General features: G+C 61.0%; 11 protein-coding genes, 1 pseudogene and 1 riboswitch. Of the genes and pseudogenes, 6 read left to right on the top strand and 6 right to left on the bottom strand.

Annotation, left to right across the window (positions count from 1 at the left end):
• Nucleotides 1-75 precede the first annotated feature (75 nt).
• Both HX790_RS29795 and HX790_RS29790 read right to left on the bottom strand, forming a co-directional pair.
• A complete protein-coding gene (locus HX790_RS29795; RefSeq protein WP_371318487.1) occupies nucleotides 76-819 on the bottom strand; it encodes a methyl-accepting chemotaxis protein in 744 nt (247 codons plus the stop codon).
• A 114-nt stretch (nucleotides 820-933) separates the two neighbouring features.
• Nucleotides 934-1128: pseudogene (locus tag HX790_RS29790) on the bottom strand (HAMP domain-containing protein); the annotation flags it as partial.
• 1312 nt (nucleotides 1129-2440) lie between these two features.
• Here HX790_RS29790 and HX790_RS06145 point away from each other — a divergent pair.
• Nucleotides 2441-3259 (top strand): M48 family metallopeptidase, encoded by an 819-nt coding sequence (locus tag HX790_RS06145; RefSeq protein ID WP_017138210.1) that lies wholly within the window; start codon nucleotides 2441-2443, stop codon nucleotides 3257-3259.
• Nucleotides 3260-3376: 117 nt separating this feature from the next.
• Here the strand turns inward: HX790_RS06145 and HX790_RS06140 are convergent, their stop codons facing one another.
• From HX790_RS06140 to HX790_RS06130, 3 genes are all read right to left on the bottom strand, one after another.
• Nucleotides 3377-3961, bottom strand: a complete 585-nt coding sequence (locus HX790_RS06140; protein ID WP_016974259.1) for a TMEM165/GDT1 family protein — start codon at nucleotides 3959-3961, stop codon at nucleotides 3377-3379.
• Between the two features lie 89 nt (nucleotides 3962-4050).
• A riboswitch (yybP-ykoY riboswitch) is annotated at nucleotides 4051-4170 on the bottom strand.
• Nucleotides 4171-4221: 51 nt separating this feature from the next.
• Entirely contained in the window at nucleotides 4222-5220 is a 999-nt protein-coding gene (locus HX790_RS06135) for a class I SAM-dependent methyltransferase (protein ID WP_017138209.1), read from the bottom strand.
• A 30-nt stretch (nucleotides 5221-5250) separates the two neighbouring features.
• On the bottom strand, nucleotides 5251-6213 hold the full coding sequence (locus tag HX790_RS06130) for a 2-hydroxyacid dehydrogenase (RefSeq protein ID WP_138449571.1): 963 nt from the start codon (nucleotides 6211-6213) through the stop codon (nucleotides 5251-5253).
• 87 nt (nucleotides 6214-6300) lie between these two features.
• On the opposite strand from HX790_RS06130, the gene HX790_RS06125 reads away from it, so the two are divergent.
• The 5 genes from HX790_RS06125 to HX790_RS06105 all read left to right on the top strand — a co-directional run bounded on the left by HX790_RS06125 (nucleotide 6301) and on the right by HX790_RS06105 (nucleotide 15392).
• Nucleotides 6301-6933 carry a LysE family translocator gene (locus HX790_RS06125; protein ID WP_056859000.1) on the top strand — a complete coding sequence of 211 codons (633 nt, stop codon included), beginning with the start codon at nucleotides 6301-6303 and terminating at the stop codon, nucleotides 6931-6933.
• Between the two features lie 258 nt (nucleotides 6934-7191).
• Nucleotides 7192-8874, top strand: coding sequence for a fatty acid--CoA ligase (locus HX790_RS06120; protein WP_017138206.1), 1683 nt, complete (start codon nucleotides 7192-7194; stop codon nucleotides 8872-8874).
• Between the two features lie 333 nt (nucleotides 8875-9207).
• Complete coding sequence (locus tag HX790_RS06115) at nucleotides 9208-11067, top strand: DUF1302 domain-containing protein (RefSeq protein ID WP_017138205.1); 1860 nt, start codon at nucleotides 9208-9210, stop codon at nucleotides 11065-11067.
• Nucleotides 11068-11110: 43 nt separating this feature from the next.
• Complete coding sequence (locus HX790_RS06110; RefSeq protein WP_017138204.1) at nucleotides 11111-12475, top strand: DUF1329 domain-containing protein; 1365 nt, start codon at nucleotides 11111-11113, stop codon at nucleotides 12473-12475.
• Between the two features lie 187 nt (nucleotides 12476-12662).
• Nucleotides 12663-15392, top strand: a complete 2730-nt coding sequence (locus HX790_RS06105) for a LuxR C-terminal-related transcriptional regulator (protein WP_176991348.1) — start codon at nucleotides 12663-12665, stop codon at nucleotides 15390-15392.
• A 153-nt stretch (nucleotides 15393-15545) separates the two neighbouring features.
• Here HX790_RS06105 and HX790_RS06100 read toward each other — a convergent pair whose 3' ends face one another.
• The gene (locus HX790_RS06100; protein WP_170036283.1) at nucleotides 15546-16106 is read right to left on the bottom strand and encodes a membrane integrity-associated transporter subunit PqiC; all 561 of its coding nucleotides are present in this window, start codon (nucleotides 16104-16106) and stop codon (nucleotides 15546-15548) included.
• Between the last annotated feature and the right edge of the window lie 7 nt (nucleotides 16107-16113).

The following is a 16113-nucleotide window of genomic DNA, read 5'->3' as shown; positions in this document are numbered from 1 at the left end:
CACATGTTGAGTGTATTCACAAATCCAAATGTGGGAGCTGGCTTGTCGGGTCGCCGCATCGCTGCGATAGCGGCCTCAGACCTTGAACTGATTGATCAACCGCCGCTGCTGCTCCGCCAACTTGGTCAAATCCGCACTCGCTGCGCTGGACTCATCCGCACCACCCGCCACCTCATTGGCCACCTGGCCAATATTGATCACATTGCGATTGATGTCCTCGGCCACGGCGCTCTGCTCTTCGGCCGCGCTGGCGATTTGCGTGTTCATGTCGTTGATCACCGACACCGCCTGGGTAATGGTCTCCAGCGCTTCGGCCGCCTTCGCCGCGTGCTGCACGCTTTCGTCGGTACGGTGCTGGCTGTCTTCCATCACCCGCACCACATCGCGCGTGCCTTGTTGCAGCTGTTGGATCATGGTCTGGATTTCTTCAGTGGCTTTTTGGGTTTTCTGCGCCAGGTTGCGCACCTCATCGGCCACCACCGCAAAGCCACGCCCTTGCTCACCGGCGCGGGCCGCTTCGATGGCGGCGTTGAGCGCCAGCAGGTTGGTCTGCTCGGCAATCCCGCGAATCGCCGTGAGGATCGCGTTGATATTTTCGCTGTCCTTGGCCAGGGTTTGCACCACACCGACCGCCTTGCCGATTTCTTCAGCCAGCGCGCCGATGGAAGTGGACGTGTCGCGCACAATACGCATGCCTTGGCTTGCGGCCTGGTCGGCATGGCTGGCGGCTTGCGCGGCCTGGGTGGCGTTGCGTGCCACGTCTTGCGCAGTGGCGGTCATTTCGTGCACAGCGGTGGCCACCTGGTCGATCTCGACCATCTGTTTATGCACGCCCTGGTTGGTGCGGATGGCGATATCGGCGGTGTGTTCCGACGAGTCGCTGACCTTCTGCACCGAACTCACGACCTGAGTGATCATGCCCTGCAACTTGATCAGGAAGGTATTAAAGCCGTTGGCAATCGCGCCCAGTTCATCGGCGCGATCACTGGTGAGGCGGCGGGTAAGGTCGCCTTCGCCCTGGGCGATATCGTTGAGCATGGCCACCATTTGCTTGAGCGGGCGGGCGATGCCATGGCCCACCAGCCAGATCACCAGCAAACCGATACCGGCGATCAACAGGCCGACCATGGCCATGCCGAAGGTGTCGGTCTTGCGCTGGGCTTGCAGGTCGCTTTGCAGCTTCTGCGAGTCGGCCATTACCGCACTCAGCGGCAGTTGCAGCATCAAGGTCCAGCGCGCTTCGGCCTGGCCGATGTTGAAGGGCAGGAACAGCTCGATATGCCCGTGCTCCTTGTCGATGTCGTAGCGCACTTCGCCGACTTTCAACTGGCCGAGGTTGGCCAGCTCGTTGCTGTCGAGCAGGTCGCTGGCTTTTTCGCCAAGCTTGCTGGCGTCCTTGGTATAGGCCACCAGGCGACCGTTGCTGGAGATCAGCGCCAGTTCGCCGGCGCCGTTGTACAGGTTCTGGTCGGCGCGGGTGAGCATGTCCTGGATGAAGTTCACCGACAGGTCGGCGCCGACGATGCCCTGGAACGTGCCGTCGACCATGATCGGTTCGATAAACGAGGCGAGCATCACCATCGCATTCCCGACTTTATAAGGCGCCGGGTCGATGGCGCAGGGCTTCTTGCTCTCTTTGGAGCACAGGTAGTACTCACTGGCGCGCACGCCGGTTGACAGGATCTTCTGATCGTTGACGTCAGCGAGCTTATCCAGGCCCAGGCTGCCATCGGCGTTGCGGTACCACCACGGCAGGAAACGGCCGTCGGCGGCCATGCCGACAATTGGGGTGTTTACGTAGGCGGCGTCGTTATGGTCGATGGCATTGGGTTCCCAGCCGATGTAGGCGCCGAGGATTTTCGGGTTGCGCGCCACGGTTTCATGCAGCAGGTTGATCAATTGCTCGCGGCCGACCTGCAGCGCGGGTTCGCCCTTGGCGTCTTTCATCGCCAGCAGGGCATTGGCGGTGGCCAGGCCTTTGGCGGTCACCAGTGGTGCCTCCAGTTCGCGCTGAATCAGCGTGGCCTGGGTTTGCGCCAAAGCGGTGAGGCGCTGCTCGATGATCTGCTCAAATTGCGCCTGGGTGCGCTCCTGCACCAGCTCCTGGGTGCGGGCACCGGCAAACACTGCATAGAGCACCAGCACTGCGACCACACTCAGCACGATGGCCCCGGTCAATGCGGCGACAGAAAACTGAATCGACTTGAATTTCATGGAGGCTCCAGGCGCAGGGCAGGTGGGCTGCCTTTTTGTATCGGCCATGGGCACTGGAGGCTTAAGGCTTGGCGGGCGAAATAGTGCGAGATGTCGCAAACGGGCAGTTCGCCGCCGCTGTGGGTGTGTGGGATGTATCTGAAAGTTAGTGGTTACACGTCGTGTGTATCTGGCGCAGATACACATGACCGCCTAGGATACGCGCCAGGATTTCAGGGAGAGCGTCATGAAAAAGTCATTGGTGGTAAGTGTACTCAGTGCAGCGATGCTGCTGGCCGGTTGCCAGGTGGTCAACACCACCAGTGGCGGTGCCGTTGGCGTTGAGCGCAAGCAATACATGTACAGCCTGTTGTCGAGTCAGGAAGTCGACCAGATGTATGCCCAGTCCTATCAAAAGACCTTGGGCGAGGCGAGCAGCAAAGGTGTCGTCGACAAGACGAGTGCCAACGCCAAGCGCGTGCAGGCGATTGCCAAGCGTTTGATCGTGCAAGTACCGGCGTTCCGCCCGGACGCGGCGCAGTGGCAATGGGAAGTGAACCTGATCAAAAGCGACGAGATCAACGCTAACTGCGGGCCAGGCGGCAAGATATTCGTATACAGCGCGCTGATCGACGACCTCAAATTGACCGATGACGAGTTGGCGGCGGTGATGGGGCATGAAATCGCCCACGCCTTGCGCGAGCACAGTCGTGAGGCCATGTCCAAAGCGTACGGTATCGAAATGGCCAAGCAGGGCGCCTCAGCCTTGTTGGGGTTGGGCCAAGACAGTATGGCGATTGGTGATGCTGCCGTTAAATACGGCCTGACGTTGCCCAACAGTCGCGGCAACGAGAATGAAGCCGACTTGATCGGCCTGGAGCTTTCGGCCCGCGCCGGCTACAACCCGAATGCCGCGATCACCTTGTGGAACAAGATGGCCAAGGCTTCCCAGGGCGGGACACCGGAGTTCATGAGCACTCACCCGGCCTCCGACAGCCGAATCGCCTCGTTGCAGGCGGCGATTCCGAAGGTGATGCCGCTGTACCAGCAGGCCAAAAAGTCCTGAGTTAACGCGGTCCAGTGTGGGAGCCGGGCTTGCCCGCGATGCAGGCGACTCGGTTTGTAAGGTGTACCGAGGTGATGCCATCGCAGGCAAGCCAGCTCCCACAGGTTTACATCGAGTTTAGATCCAGCCGCTGCTTTGCATGGCCTTGTACACCGCCACCACCGCCAGGACGAAAAACGCCGTAGCCGCCAGTCGACGAATCAAAGTCAGCGGCAGTTTTTCCGCCGCAAAATTCCCCGCCAATACCACCGGCACGTTGGCAATCAGCATGCCCAGCGTGGTGCCGATAATCACCAGCCACAACTCCGGGTACTGCGCCGCCAGCATCACCGTGGCGATCTGGGTCTTGTCACCGATTTCGGCGAGGAAGAACGCAATCAGCGTGGTCAGGAACGGCCCGAACTTGCGCGTGGTACTGGCTTCGTCATCGTCGAGTTTGTCCGGCACCAAAGTCCACAGCGCGGTGGCACAGAAGCTCGCTGCGAGGATCCAGTGCAACACCGCATCCGAGAAGAAACTGCCGAACCAGGCCCCCACGGCACCGGCGGCCGCATGGTTGGCCAGGGTCGCGGCGACAATGCCGGCGATGATCGGCCAGGGTTTGCGAAAGCGTGCGGCAAGGATGAGCGCGAGCAGTTGCGTCTTGTCGCCGATTTCGGCCAAGGCAACGATTGCGGTAGGAACGAGTAATGAATCCAGCATCAGGTAGGTTTCCAGGGGCGGGCCGACACGGCTATGACACGTACAGCCTTCCCGCCCCGGGTAAGGTGTGCGTGTCATAGGTCTTGTCAAACCCCGGTCCGTCTGTGCGGACTCCTGGGTCGCATACGCCATGGTCTGTTGACCAAGTATGTTGACGTATGCCGGACGAGCATGGCGCTCGTGGGAGACTACTCCCCTAGGACGGAGCGGATTCTGCCTAGGCAAAACCCATTCGGCAAGCGTTCTTTTTCAAATCGCCCTCAGCCGCGTTTGGCACGGTAAATGCGAAAACCATTGCCCTCGGCCTTGATCGCACACACGCCCAAGTGCTCTTCGATCAACGGTTGATACTTGAGGAAACTGTTGGCGACCAAGCGAAGTTCGCCACCTTTTGCCAGGTGTTTCGCCGCTTTTCGCAGCAGGTTTTCCGTAGCGAAATAATCCGTATGTACACCGACATGGAACGGCGGGTTGCTTAAAATCGCGTTCAAACCCATCGGCGCGGCGTCGATACCGTCACCGGTCAACACCTCGGCTTCCAGACCGTTGGCCGCCAGAGTCAGGCGGCTGCTGGCGGCGGCGAAGGCGTCCACATCGAGCATCGTCACGCTGTTATGCGGGTAACGGCGCTTGACCGCAGCCCCGAGCACGCCGGCGCCGCAACCAAAGTCGAGCAGATGCCCGCTCGGTAGCTTATCCAGGTGCTCCAGCAGCAGCTCGGTGCCGCGATCCAGCCGACCATGGCTGAACACGCCGGGCAGGCTCACCACCTTCAGCGGCCCTTCGGCCAGCGGCACCTCGAAGACTTGCGCCAGGCTTTCCAGCTCGACCGCTTGCGGGGCGTTGGCCACGGTGACTTGCCAAAGTTGGCAATGCCGCGCGTTGTCGAGCTTGCGCGGCTTGCCGTACGGAATCATCTGCTTGGCGGCACTTTCGATGCCGCCCTTTTTCTCCCCGACCAAAAACAGCTCGGCGCCGGGCAAGCGTGCGGCCACGGCGTTGAGCAGGTAGTCGGTGAGGTCTTTGGATTTTGGAAGGAAAATCACTGCCGCATCAAACCCGCGTTCGGGCACGTTCACGCCGAACTGGCTGCGCTCGGGAAAGCGCGCATCCAGTGCGGCCTGATCGCCGGCATGCCAGCTCCAGCCGTGGGCATTGGGCAGTCGGCCGAGCAAGTCGTCAGCGGGCAAGCCTACCAGCAGCAGGTTGCCTTGAAAAAGTTCGGCCTGACGAAGCAGTACTTCACTGCGCGGATCCATAGTCTGCTCCTTGAAAAGGGGCGCAGTTTATCAACTGACGACGCGCAGCGGGGCACCGCTGAAAAAGCCTCGGGCGTTTTCGGCCAGTTGGCCGACGATACGCTGGCGCGCTTCGCGACTGCCCCAGGCGTTGTGCGGGGTGACGATCAAGCGGGGAATGTCGCCGGCCAGCAACGGGTTGCCATTCACGGGTGGTTCCACGCTCAGCACGTCGGTGGCCGCGCCGCCCAAATGGCCGCTGCGCAAGGCATCTGCCAGCGCCTGTTCGTTGATCAAACCACCACGCGCGGTGTTGACGATAAACGCGCCCGGCTTGAGCAGTGCCAGTTCACGGGTGCCGATAAAGTCGCGAGTGTGTTCATTGAGCGGGCAGTGCAAGGTCAGCGCGTCGACCTGTGCGAGCAGCTCATCCAGCGGCACGCGGTCGGCGCGGGCAGGGCGCCCGGGAATGGCGCCGAGCACCACGCGCATGCCAAAAGCTTCGGCCAGGCGTGCCACCGCGCCGCCCAGTTCACCATGGCCGAGCAGGCCGAGGGTTTTGCCTTCCAGCTCGACAATCGGGTAGTCCAGCAGGCAGAACTGCTTGGCCTGTTGCCATTTGCCTGCCGTTACATCCTGTTGATAGTCCTTCAGACGCGTCGCCAGGTTGAGCAGCAGCATGATCGTGTGTTGCGCCACCGATGGCGTGCCGTAGCCGTGGCAATTACTCACGGTAATGCCGTGTGCGCGGGCGGCGTCGAGGTCGATGTTGTTGGTGCCGGTGGCCGACACCAGGATCAGCTTGAGCTCAGGGCAGGCCGCCAGGGTTTGCGCGTTGAGGGGGATCTTGTTACTGATCACCACCTGGGCGCCTTGCACGCGTTCAAGCACATTCTGTGGCGTGGTGTCGGTGAACAGCTGCAAATCACTGAAGCTGTTGCGCAGCTCGCTGAGGTCGAGGTCGCCCAGGTCCAGGGACGGGTGATCAAGGAAGACGGCGCGGCGATTGTTCATTCTCAACTGTACCTTTTGCGACGAGGTTCGAAGGCGTAATCTGCCGAGCCTATCAGATGAAATAATCAGTTACTTAATGGAGTGAGCATGTACGTCGCCGAGTTTTTGACCGTAGCCCTGATTCACTTGTTGGCAGTGGCCAGCCCCGGCCCGGATTTCGCCGTGGTGGTGCGTGAAAGTGTTACCCATGGCCGTCGCGCCGGCACCTGGACTGCGCTGGGCGTGGGCTCGGCGATTTTCCTGCACGTGGGGTACTCGCTGCTGGGCATCGGCTTGATCGTGTCGCAGTCCATTGTGCTGTTCAACGCGCTGAAGTGGGCCGCCGCTGCGTACCTGCTGTACATCGGCTTCAAGGCTTTGCGCGCGCAGCCGGCCAAGCCGCCCGCCGAGGGCGAGTTGCACCGTGAAGTCGGCGAGCGCACCCCACGCGGGGCGTTTACCGCAGGGTTCGTCACCAATGGCTTGAACCCGAAGGCCACGCTGTTCTTCCTGTCGCTGTTCACGGTGGTGATCAACCCGCACACGCCACTGGCGATCCAGGCTGGTTACGGTGTGTACCTGGCAGTGGCGACGGCGTTGTGGTTCTGCCTGGTGGCCATGCTGTTCAGCCAGCAGCGCGTGCGCGCCGGGTTTGCGCGGATGGGGCATTGGTTTGATCGGACCATGGGCGCGGTGCTGATTGCCATTGGTGTGAAGTTGGCGTTTACCAGCATGAAATAAAGCCACACGGGTAACACACGGCCACTGTGGGAGCCGGGCTTGCCCGCGATGCAGGCGCCTCGGTGTATCAGTTGCACCGAGGCGACGCTATCGCAGGCAAGCCAGCTCCCACAGGGAATCGCTATAAGGCTCCAGTAGTGGCGCAAAGCTAGCATTCATTGGCCGCTGCAAATCATTCCTTTGGCTGATTTGGCTGAAACATTAGCGCTCTACAGTGCAGGTCTTAGCCAAGACCGTGCAGTCAGATAAGGGATTCGTATGTTGCAGACCCGTGTTATCCCGCCCGCCGAAGGCGCTTACCAATACCCGTTGTTGATCAAACGCCTGTTGATGTCCGGGGCGCGTTACGAGAAGACCCGGGAAATCATCTACCGCGACAAGCTGCGTTACACCTACCCAACCCTGATCGAGCGGGTCGCGCGCCTGGCCAATGTGCTGACCCAAGCCGGGGTCAAGGCCGGTGACACCGTGGCAGTGATGGACTGGGACAGCCACCGTTACCTGGAGTGCATGTTCGCCATCCCGATGATCGGCGCGGTGATCCACACCATCAACGTGCGCCTGTCGCCGGAACAGATTCTCTACACCATGAATCACGCCGAGGACCGCTTTGTGCTGGTCAACAGCGAGTTCGTGGGGCTCTACCAGGCGATTGCCGGGCACCTGACCACCGTCGACAAGACCTTGCTGCTCACCGACGCTGACGCCAAGACTGCCGAGTTGCCGAACCTGGTCGGCGAGTACGAAACCCTGCTGGCGGCCGCCAGCCCCAAGTACGACTTCCAGGACTTCGACGAAAACTCCGTCGCCACCACCTTCTACACCACCGGCACCACCGGCAACCCCAAGGGTGTGTACTTCACCCATCGCCAGTTGGTGCTGCACACCATGGGCGTGGCCACCATCATGGGCAGTGTCGACAGCGTGCGCCTGCTGGGCACCAACGACGTGTACATGCCGATCACACCGATGTTCCACGTCCACGCCTGGGGCTTGCCGTATGTGGCAACCATGCTCGGTTTGAAGCAGGTCTACCCCGGCCGTTACGACCCGGAATACCTGGTGGAGCTGTGGCGCAAAGAAAAGGTCACCTTCTCCCACTGTGTGCCGACCATCCTGCAAATGGTGCTCAACGCCAAGGCCGCCCAAAACGTGGATTTTGGCGGCTGGAAAATCGTCATCGGCGGCAGCGCGCTCAACCGCACGTTGTATGAAGCGTCCAAGGCGCGGGGCATTCAGCTGACGGCCGCGTATGGCATGTCCGAAACCGGGCCGCTGGTGTCCTGCGCCCATCTCAACGAAGAGTTGATGGCCGGCACCGAAGACGAGCGCACCACCTACCGCATCAAGGCCGGCGTGCCCGGGCCGTTGGTGGAAGCGGCAATTATCGACGGCGACGGCAACTTTTTGCCCGCCGACGGCGAGTCCCAGGGTGAACTGGTGCTGCGTGCGCCGTGGCTCAGTGAAGGTTATTTCAATGAGCCGCAAAAGGGCGCCGAACTGTGGGAAGGCGGCTGGATGCACACCGGTGACGTGGCCACCCTGGACGCGTTTGGCGTGATCGATATTCGCGACCGCATCAAGGACGTGATCAAGACCGGCGGCGAGTGGATTTCGTCATTGGCCCTCGAAGATCTGGTCAGCCGTCACCCGGCGGTACGCGAAGTAGCGGTGGTGGGCATCGCCGACCCGCAATGGGGCGAGCGCCCGTTTGCGTTGCTGGTGGTGCGTGATGGCCATGTGATAGGTGCCCGAGAGCTTAAGGAGCACCTCAAGCCGTTCGTGGAGTTGGGGCACTTGAGCAAGTGGGCGATTCCAAGCCAGATCGCCGTTGTTACTGAAATTCCCAAGACCAGTGTCGGCAAACTCGACAAAAAACGTATCCGCGTTGACATCATCGAGTGGCAGGCCAACAACAGTACGTTCCTGTCCACGCTCTGACCCCCTTCGCCGCGCCCGTTCGGGCGCGGCAATGCTCTAACTCGCGGCTTCACTTGTGATTTCAGAATTTTCAGCCATCCTTCCCGCGCCGGCCTTCGTCGGCGTGGCGAAAGGGTTGTGGCAGACAGGTTGGTGATGCAAATCACACTTTAGAGGGATCAAGCGCTACCCCCTGCTGGCTATAGTCCCACTCAGAGTTTTTCACGGATGTTGCGCTGCGGGCCATGGGGGCCCGGTTGCCGTTCGGCATTGGGATCGTTGTATTCCGGCCGTTACATGCATCCAGAAGAAAGAACTCACTGCCATAACAATAATGCACATGGAGTAGCGTCGATGACCTCAGTAAACCAGTTCTGGCGCCGGGCAAGACTGCCCCTGGCCGTCAGTCTCGCTTCTACGCTCGCCGGGCCCGCATTCGGCGTCAGTTTCAACATCGGTGAAATCGAAGGCAGCTTCGACTCATCCCTGTCGGTGGGGGCGAGCTGGTCGACTGCCGGTCGCAATAAAGACCTGATCGGTGCCAACAACGGTGGCAGGGGGTTGTCGCAGACCTCCGATGACGGCCACTTGAACTTCGACAAGGGCGATTCCTTCTCGAAGATCTTCAAGGGTATCCATGACCTTGAGTTGAAATATGGCGACACCGGCATCTTTGTGCGTGGCAAGTACTGGTATGACTTCGCGCTGCAAAACGAAGACCTGGACTTCAAGAACGTCAGCAACAACAACCGCAAAGAGGGCGCCAAGTCTTCCGGTGGGCAGATCCTCGATGCCTTCATCTACCACAACTACACCATCGCCGATCAGCCGGGTAACGTGCGGTTTGGCAAGCAGGTGGTGAGCTGGGGTGAAAGCACCTTCATTGGTGGCGGTATCAACTCCATCAACCCGATCGACGTGTCCGCGTTCCGTCGTCCGGGCGCCGAGATCAAGGAAGGCTTGATTCCGGTCAACATGTTCTACGTCTCGCAGACCCTGACCGATAACCTGTCCGCAGAAGCGTTTTATCAGCTGGAGTGGGACCAGACCGTCACCGATAACTGCGGCACATTCTTCTCCCAGCCGGACGTCATCTCGGATGGTTGCAGCAATAACCTGCGGGTGCTGAACAAGCGCTCCACCATCCCTGGCGCGGCCTTGCCCACCCTTAACGCCCTGGGCGTGGACGTGAACAACGAAGGTGTGCTGGTACGTCGCGGCGGTGACCGTGATGCACGCGACAGCGGCCAGTTCGGCGTGGCCATGCACTACAACTTCGAGCCGCTGGACACGGAGTTCGGTGCGTACTTCATGAACTATCACAGCCGTGCGCCGATCTTCAGCGCCACCGGCGCGCCAAACTCGGCCTACACCCGTCCGCTGGGGCCGCTGGCGGCTTTGCGTCCGTTGATCGTAGCAGGCAGCTCCCAGTACTTTGTTGAGTACCCGGAAGATATCCGCCTCTACGGCTTGAGCTTCTCCACCACGCTGCCTACCGGCACCGCCTGGAGTGGTGAATTGAGCTACCGGCCAAACGCGCCGGTGCAACTGAGCACCACCGATATCCTGTACGCGGGCGTCACGCCGATTCCGGGCTTTGGCAATGCATCGGTGCTCAAGGGCACACCGGGCCAGGACCTGCACGGCTACAACCGTAAGGAAGTGACCCAGTTCCAGACCACCTTCACGCACTTCTTCGACCAGGTCATGGGCGCTTCTCGCCTGACAACCGTGGGCGAAATCGGCGTGACCCATGTGGGCGGCCTGGAGAGCAAAAACCAGGCACGTTATGGCCGTGATCCGGTCTTCGGCCCTGGCACGCTACCCGGCGGCTTCTGCAATGCGCTTAACAATTCGACAGCCAACGGCGCAGGCCTGCCCAATGCGTCCGGCCTGAACACCAATTGCAACAACGACGGCTACACCACCGCCACGTCCTGGGGTTATCGCGCCCGGGCCATTTGGGAATACCCGGATGTGTTTGCCGGTGTGAACCTCAAGCCCAACGTGGCCTGGTCCCATGACGTCAAAGGTTATTCGCCTGGCCCTGGCGGCAACTTTGAAGAAGGTCGCAAGGCCGTCAGCCTGGGTGTGGATGCCGAGTACCAGAACACCTACACCGTCAGCCTCAACTACACCAACTTCTTTGGTGGCAAGTTCACCACCGTGGATGACCGTGACTTCATCGCGCTGAGCGCCGGCGTGAACTTCTAAGCACAACCTCTTTAAGCAGTCTGTTTTCAGGAAGAACCAGAACATGAAAATAACTAAAAGTCTGTTGCACGTGGGTGTGCTTGGGCTGTCGATCCTGGCGAGCAACGTCATGGCGGCAGTCTCGGCGGATGAAGCCGCCAAGTTGGGCACGACCCTGACGCCGATGGGCGCTGAAATGGCCGGTAACGCGGCCGGCACCATTCCTAAATGGTCGCCGCTGCCTACCAACGCCGGCGCCGTGGATGCCCGTGGCTTCCTGGCCAACCCGTATGCCAGCGAACAGCCGCAGTTCACCATCACCGCGCAGAACGTCGAGCAGTACAAAGACAAGTTGGCGCCGGGGCAGTACGCGATGTTCAAGCGCTACCCTGACACTTTCAAGATGCCGGTCTACCCGACCCATCGCGGCGCTACCGTGCCGGCCGATGTGTTTGCCTCGATCAAGAAGAACGCCACCAGCACCAACCTGGTGTCCGGCGGCAACGGCCTGGAAAACTTCGAAACCGCGATTCCGTTCCCGATTCCCAAAAGCGGCGTGGAAGTCATCTGGAACCACATCACCCGCTATCGCGGTGGCAGCGTGACCCGCCTGGTAACCCAGGCCACGCCGCAAACCAATGGCTCGTTCAGCCTGGTGTACTTCCGCGATCAGTTCGTGTTCCGCGACAAAATGAAGGACTACGACCCGAAAAACCCGGGCAACGTGCTGTTCTACTTCAAGCAGCAAGTGACTGCACCGGCGCGTCTGGCCGGTGGCGTGCTGCTGGTGCACGAAACCCTGGACCAGGTGAAAGAGCCGCGTTCGGCGTGGGTCTACAACGCCGGCCAGCGCCGTGTGCGCCGGGCGCCGCAAGTGTCCTATGACGGGCCAGGTACCGCCGCCGATGGCCTGCGTACCTCCGACAACCTCGACATGTACAACGGTGCCCCTGATCGCTACGACTGGAAGCTCGAAGGCAAGAAAGAAATCTACATTGCCTCCAACAGCTACAAGATCGACGATCCGAAGCTCAAGTACGCCGACATCATCAAGGCCGGCCACATCAACCAGGACCTGGCCCGCTACGAGCTGCGCCGCGTCTGGCACGTGGTTGCGACCCTGAAGGAAGGCCAGCGCCACATCTATGCCAAGCGTGATTTCTTCATCGACGAAGACACCTGGCAAGCGGCGGTCATCGACCACTATGACGGTCGTGGCCAACTGTGGCGCGTCGCCGAAGCCCATGCCGAGAACTACTACGACAAGCAAGTGCCGTGGTACGCCATCGAAACCCTCTACGACCTGCAGTCCGGCCGCTACCTGGCCCTGGGCATGAAGAACGAAGAGAAACAGGCCTATGACTTCGGTTTCACCGCTTCCACCGCAGACTTCTCCCCGGCGGCCTTGCGCCAGGATGGGGTTCGCTAAGCTGCTTTAACTGAGGCCGCACCCTCAGCGTGAAGCCCCGACTGGTTCGGGGCTTTTTTATGTGGGGATATTTTTTGTCGCAGTTCTTTTTCAGGCAAATGCCGCAAAGATCTACAAACCCGCCGCTTTTACCGCTAGTCTGCGGACATCTGCAATGCCGACAACAGCCTTCTACAAGAGCCCGGCGATGACTGATCTGTCCCGAATCCAAGGGCCTGCGAGCGCGGTGATTCCGACCCTGGAAGCGCGTTTCTACAGGCCACCGCTGCCTGACGGCTACGTGCTGCGCCCTCGCCTGTGCGAACGCCTGAGTGCTGGCCTTGCGGGGCGACTGTTGCTGGTGAGCGCCCCGGCCGGGTTCGGCAAGAGTTCGTTGGCGGTGGAGTTTTGTCAGAGTCTGCCGGCGCATTGGCAAAGCCTGTGGCTGGGCCTGAGCCCACGGGATAACGACCCCGGCCGCTTCCTTGAGCGCTTGCTCGACGGCTTGCAGCAATACTTCCCGCAACTCGGCGCCCAATCCCTGGGCCTACTGAAAATGCGTCAGCGTCACCAACCCTTTGCCTTTGAAGAATGGCTCGACGGCTTGCTCGACGAGCTGACGTTGCACCTGTCCACACATGCGCCCTTGCTGCTGGTGCTGGATGACTACCATCTGGCCCAAGGCCCGGTGCTGGATCGCTGCCTGCAATTTTTCCTCAATCATTTACCCGATGGGCTGCTGGTTTTGGTCACCAGCCGCCAGCGCCCGGACTGGCACCTGGCGCGGCTGCGACTCTCGCGCCACCTGCTGGAGCTGCACGAACAAGACCTGCGCCTGACCCACGACGAATCGCTGGCCGTACTCGATAGGCACAGCAGCTCGTTGCGCGGCGAAGCCCTTGACAACCTGATTCGTCGCAGCGAGGGCTGGGTGGCTGGCCTGCGCTTCTGGTTGCTGGCCCTTTCCGAAGCCGGCAATGAGGCCGCGTTGCCACAACATTTGCACGGTGGCGAAGGGCTGATCCGCGACTACTTGCTCGAAGAAGTCATTGATTGCCTGCCAGCAGAAGTTCAAGCCTTCCTCTACGACACTGCGCCTCAGGATCGTTTTTGCAGCGAGCTGTGCGACGCCGTGCGCGAAGCCCACGACAGCGCGCATATCCTCGGTTATTTACAGGCCCATCAGGTGTTTCTGGTGCCGCTCGATGAGCAGGGCCACTGGTATCGCTACCACCATCTGTTTTCCGACCTGCTGCGTACCCGCCGTGCGAGCAGTGCCACCGTGCCGATTGCCAGCCTGCACCTGCGTGCCTGCCGCTGGTTCAACACCCAGGGCTTGATCGATGAAGCGGTGGAACAGGCGTTGCGCGCCGGCCACCTGGATGTGGCGGCGAACCTGGTGCAGAACCTGTCGGAGGAGCAACTGCTGGCCGAACAGAACGTCGGCATGCTGCTGCGCTGGAAGATGGACTTGCCCGACAGCCTGCTGATCAGCACGCCGCGTTTGATCGTGCTCTACAGCTGGGCATTGGGGCTGGCCTGCCAACTGGATGCGGCCGAAGAACTGTCCGGCTACCTCAGCCGCTTCCTGCCGGCACCGTCGGCCACTGCGCAAAAGTCGATGCTGGCACAGTGGCTGGCGCTGAGCGGGATTATCGCTCGAGGCCGAGGCGATCGTGAGTTGACCCTGCGCTACTGCAGCGAGGCGTTGGAAAGCTTGCCGCAAAAACGTTACGGCCAGCGCCTGATGTGCCTGTCGACCCTCTCAAACCTGGCAATCGTCGATGCCGACCTGTGGCGTGCCCGTGGCCTGAATCGTGAGTCCCTGGAGCTGGCGCAGCGCGTCGGTAACCCGCTGTTCGAGGCATTGGCCCATTACGATCGCGCGCGGGTGTTGCAGGCGCGGGGCGAAATCCTGCGTTCCCTGGACGAAGTGCGCCAGGGGCTGCAACGTCTGCATGGCTTGGCGCCGCAGCGGCTGTACGCGGTGCGCGCGCGGTTGTCGCTGTACGAGGGCTATCTGCTGCTGGTGCGCTATCAGCCCGAGGCCGGCCTTGTCCGTTTACGCGCGGGTCTGAACGAAGCCCGCGCCTGCCGGGATATCAGCGTGCTGATCGGGCATTGTGTAATTGCCAGCTTTGAAGGGCGCCGTGGGGACTTTCCCACAGCGTTTGCCGAGCTTGCCGAAGCTGAGCGCTTGATGCACATCTGGGATGTGCCGCCGATCTACTACCTGGCGATGATCACCCTGATCAAATGCGAGCTGTGGCTGGCTCAAGGCCGCACTGACTTGGCAGATGCCTGGTTGACCCGGCTGGGGCAAACCTACAACGGTGAACACGCAGCAGCAGCGCCGGAATTTCACCCGCACTTGCCACAACATATCGAGCTGCAACAGGCTGCGCTGGACGCCACCCGTCATCAGCCGGCCGCCGCGTTGCAACGCCTCGAGGAGCTGGCTCAGCAAGCGCATAACAGTGGGCGGCAAATGATTGCCCTAATGGCCCTGACCCAGCAGGTGCAGTTGCTGCTGGAGTGTGGGCAGCAAGACCAGGCCCGGCAAGTATTGGCCCGCGCCCTTGAGGCGGGCGCCGGTGGGGCGTTGCAACCCTTTCAGCGGCTGCTGGAGAGTTATCCGGACTGGATGCGTGAGCAGCTTGGCCGGGAGGCTCATGGCTTGCTGAACCAGAGTTTGTTGGTGCTGTTACCGGTTGTAGCTGACGCCCAAGTACCGTCCGGCCAGGAAACCCTCAGCGTCCGCGAACTGGCGGTGCTGCAACTGATCGCCCAGGGGTGTTCGAACCAGGAAATCAGCAATCAGTTGTTTATCTCCCTGCACACGGTGAAAACCCACGCCAGCCATATCAACAGTAAGCTGGGTGTAGAGCGCCGGACTCAAGCGGTGGCCCGTGCCAAGTCGATGGGGCTGCTGGCCTGATAATGGGCCAGCTTTCCTGTAGGAGCTGGTGTGTGTGGGAACTGGCTTATGTGGGAGCTGGCTTGCCTGCGATGCAGGCACCTCGGTCTATCAGTCAAACTTAGGTGATGCTATCGCAGGCAAGCCAGCTCCCACACTGGTCTGACTGTCTCGCTACGGCGCAGTCGGGCACGCTTTCAGCGACGTGTCGGCGGTTTTGCTGACCAACGCGGCAAAACGCTTGAGGTTGTTCTGATGCGCCACCACCAAGTCATCAATGCTCGGGCCTGCGGGTGTCTGCAAGGTGGTGCGGCAAGTCAGCGGTGCGGCATCTCCCCCGCTTGTGGACCGCAGGCGCCAGCGCACATCGAGCAGCGCGTATTGGCCCGGCGCCGAGTCAAATCGCTGCACTTCAAGGCGCAACGACAGGGGCTGCCGGGCGTGACTGTTGGCCAGTTGATCCACCAGCGCGCTTTTCAGCTCATCGGCCAGGGTTGCGGCCCACCATTGGGTTTCAAGGATCGCCACGCCACTGTCGCCCTGGCGAATCACGATTTGTGCGCGGTCGACCTGGGGCGGCACGCTGATGCTTTCAATGCGGATATCGCTGGCCTGTGCCTGAGTGCTGTTATTCCAGTGCACCGGGGTGAGAGTGTGGAACGCAATCGGCTCACTGCGACAGGCCGCGAGCAGCACCAGCGCGGCGACCAGGGTAAGTTTCAAGGGAAAGGTCATGGCGGCT

Source organism: Pseudomonas sp. IPO3747 (assembly GCF_013385245.1).
GTDB classification, from domain to species: Bacteria; Pseudomonadota; Gammaproteobacteria; order Pseudomonadales; family Pseudomonadaceae; genus Aquipseudomonas; species Aquipseudomonas edaphica.
This window is presented reverse-complemented; position numbering and strand designations above follow the sequence as displayed.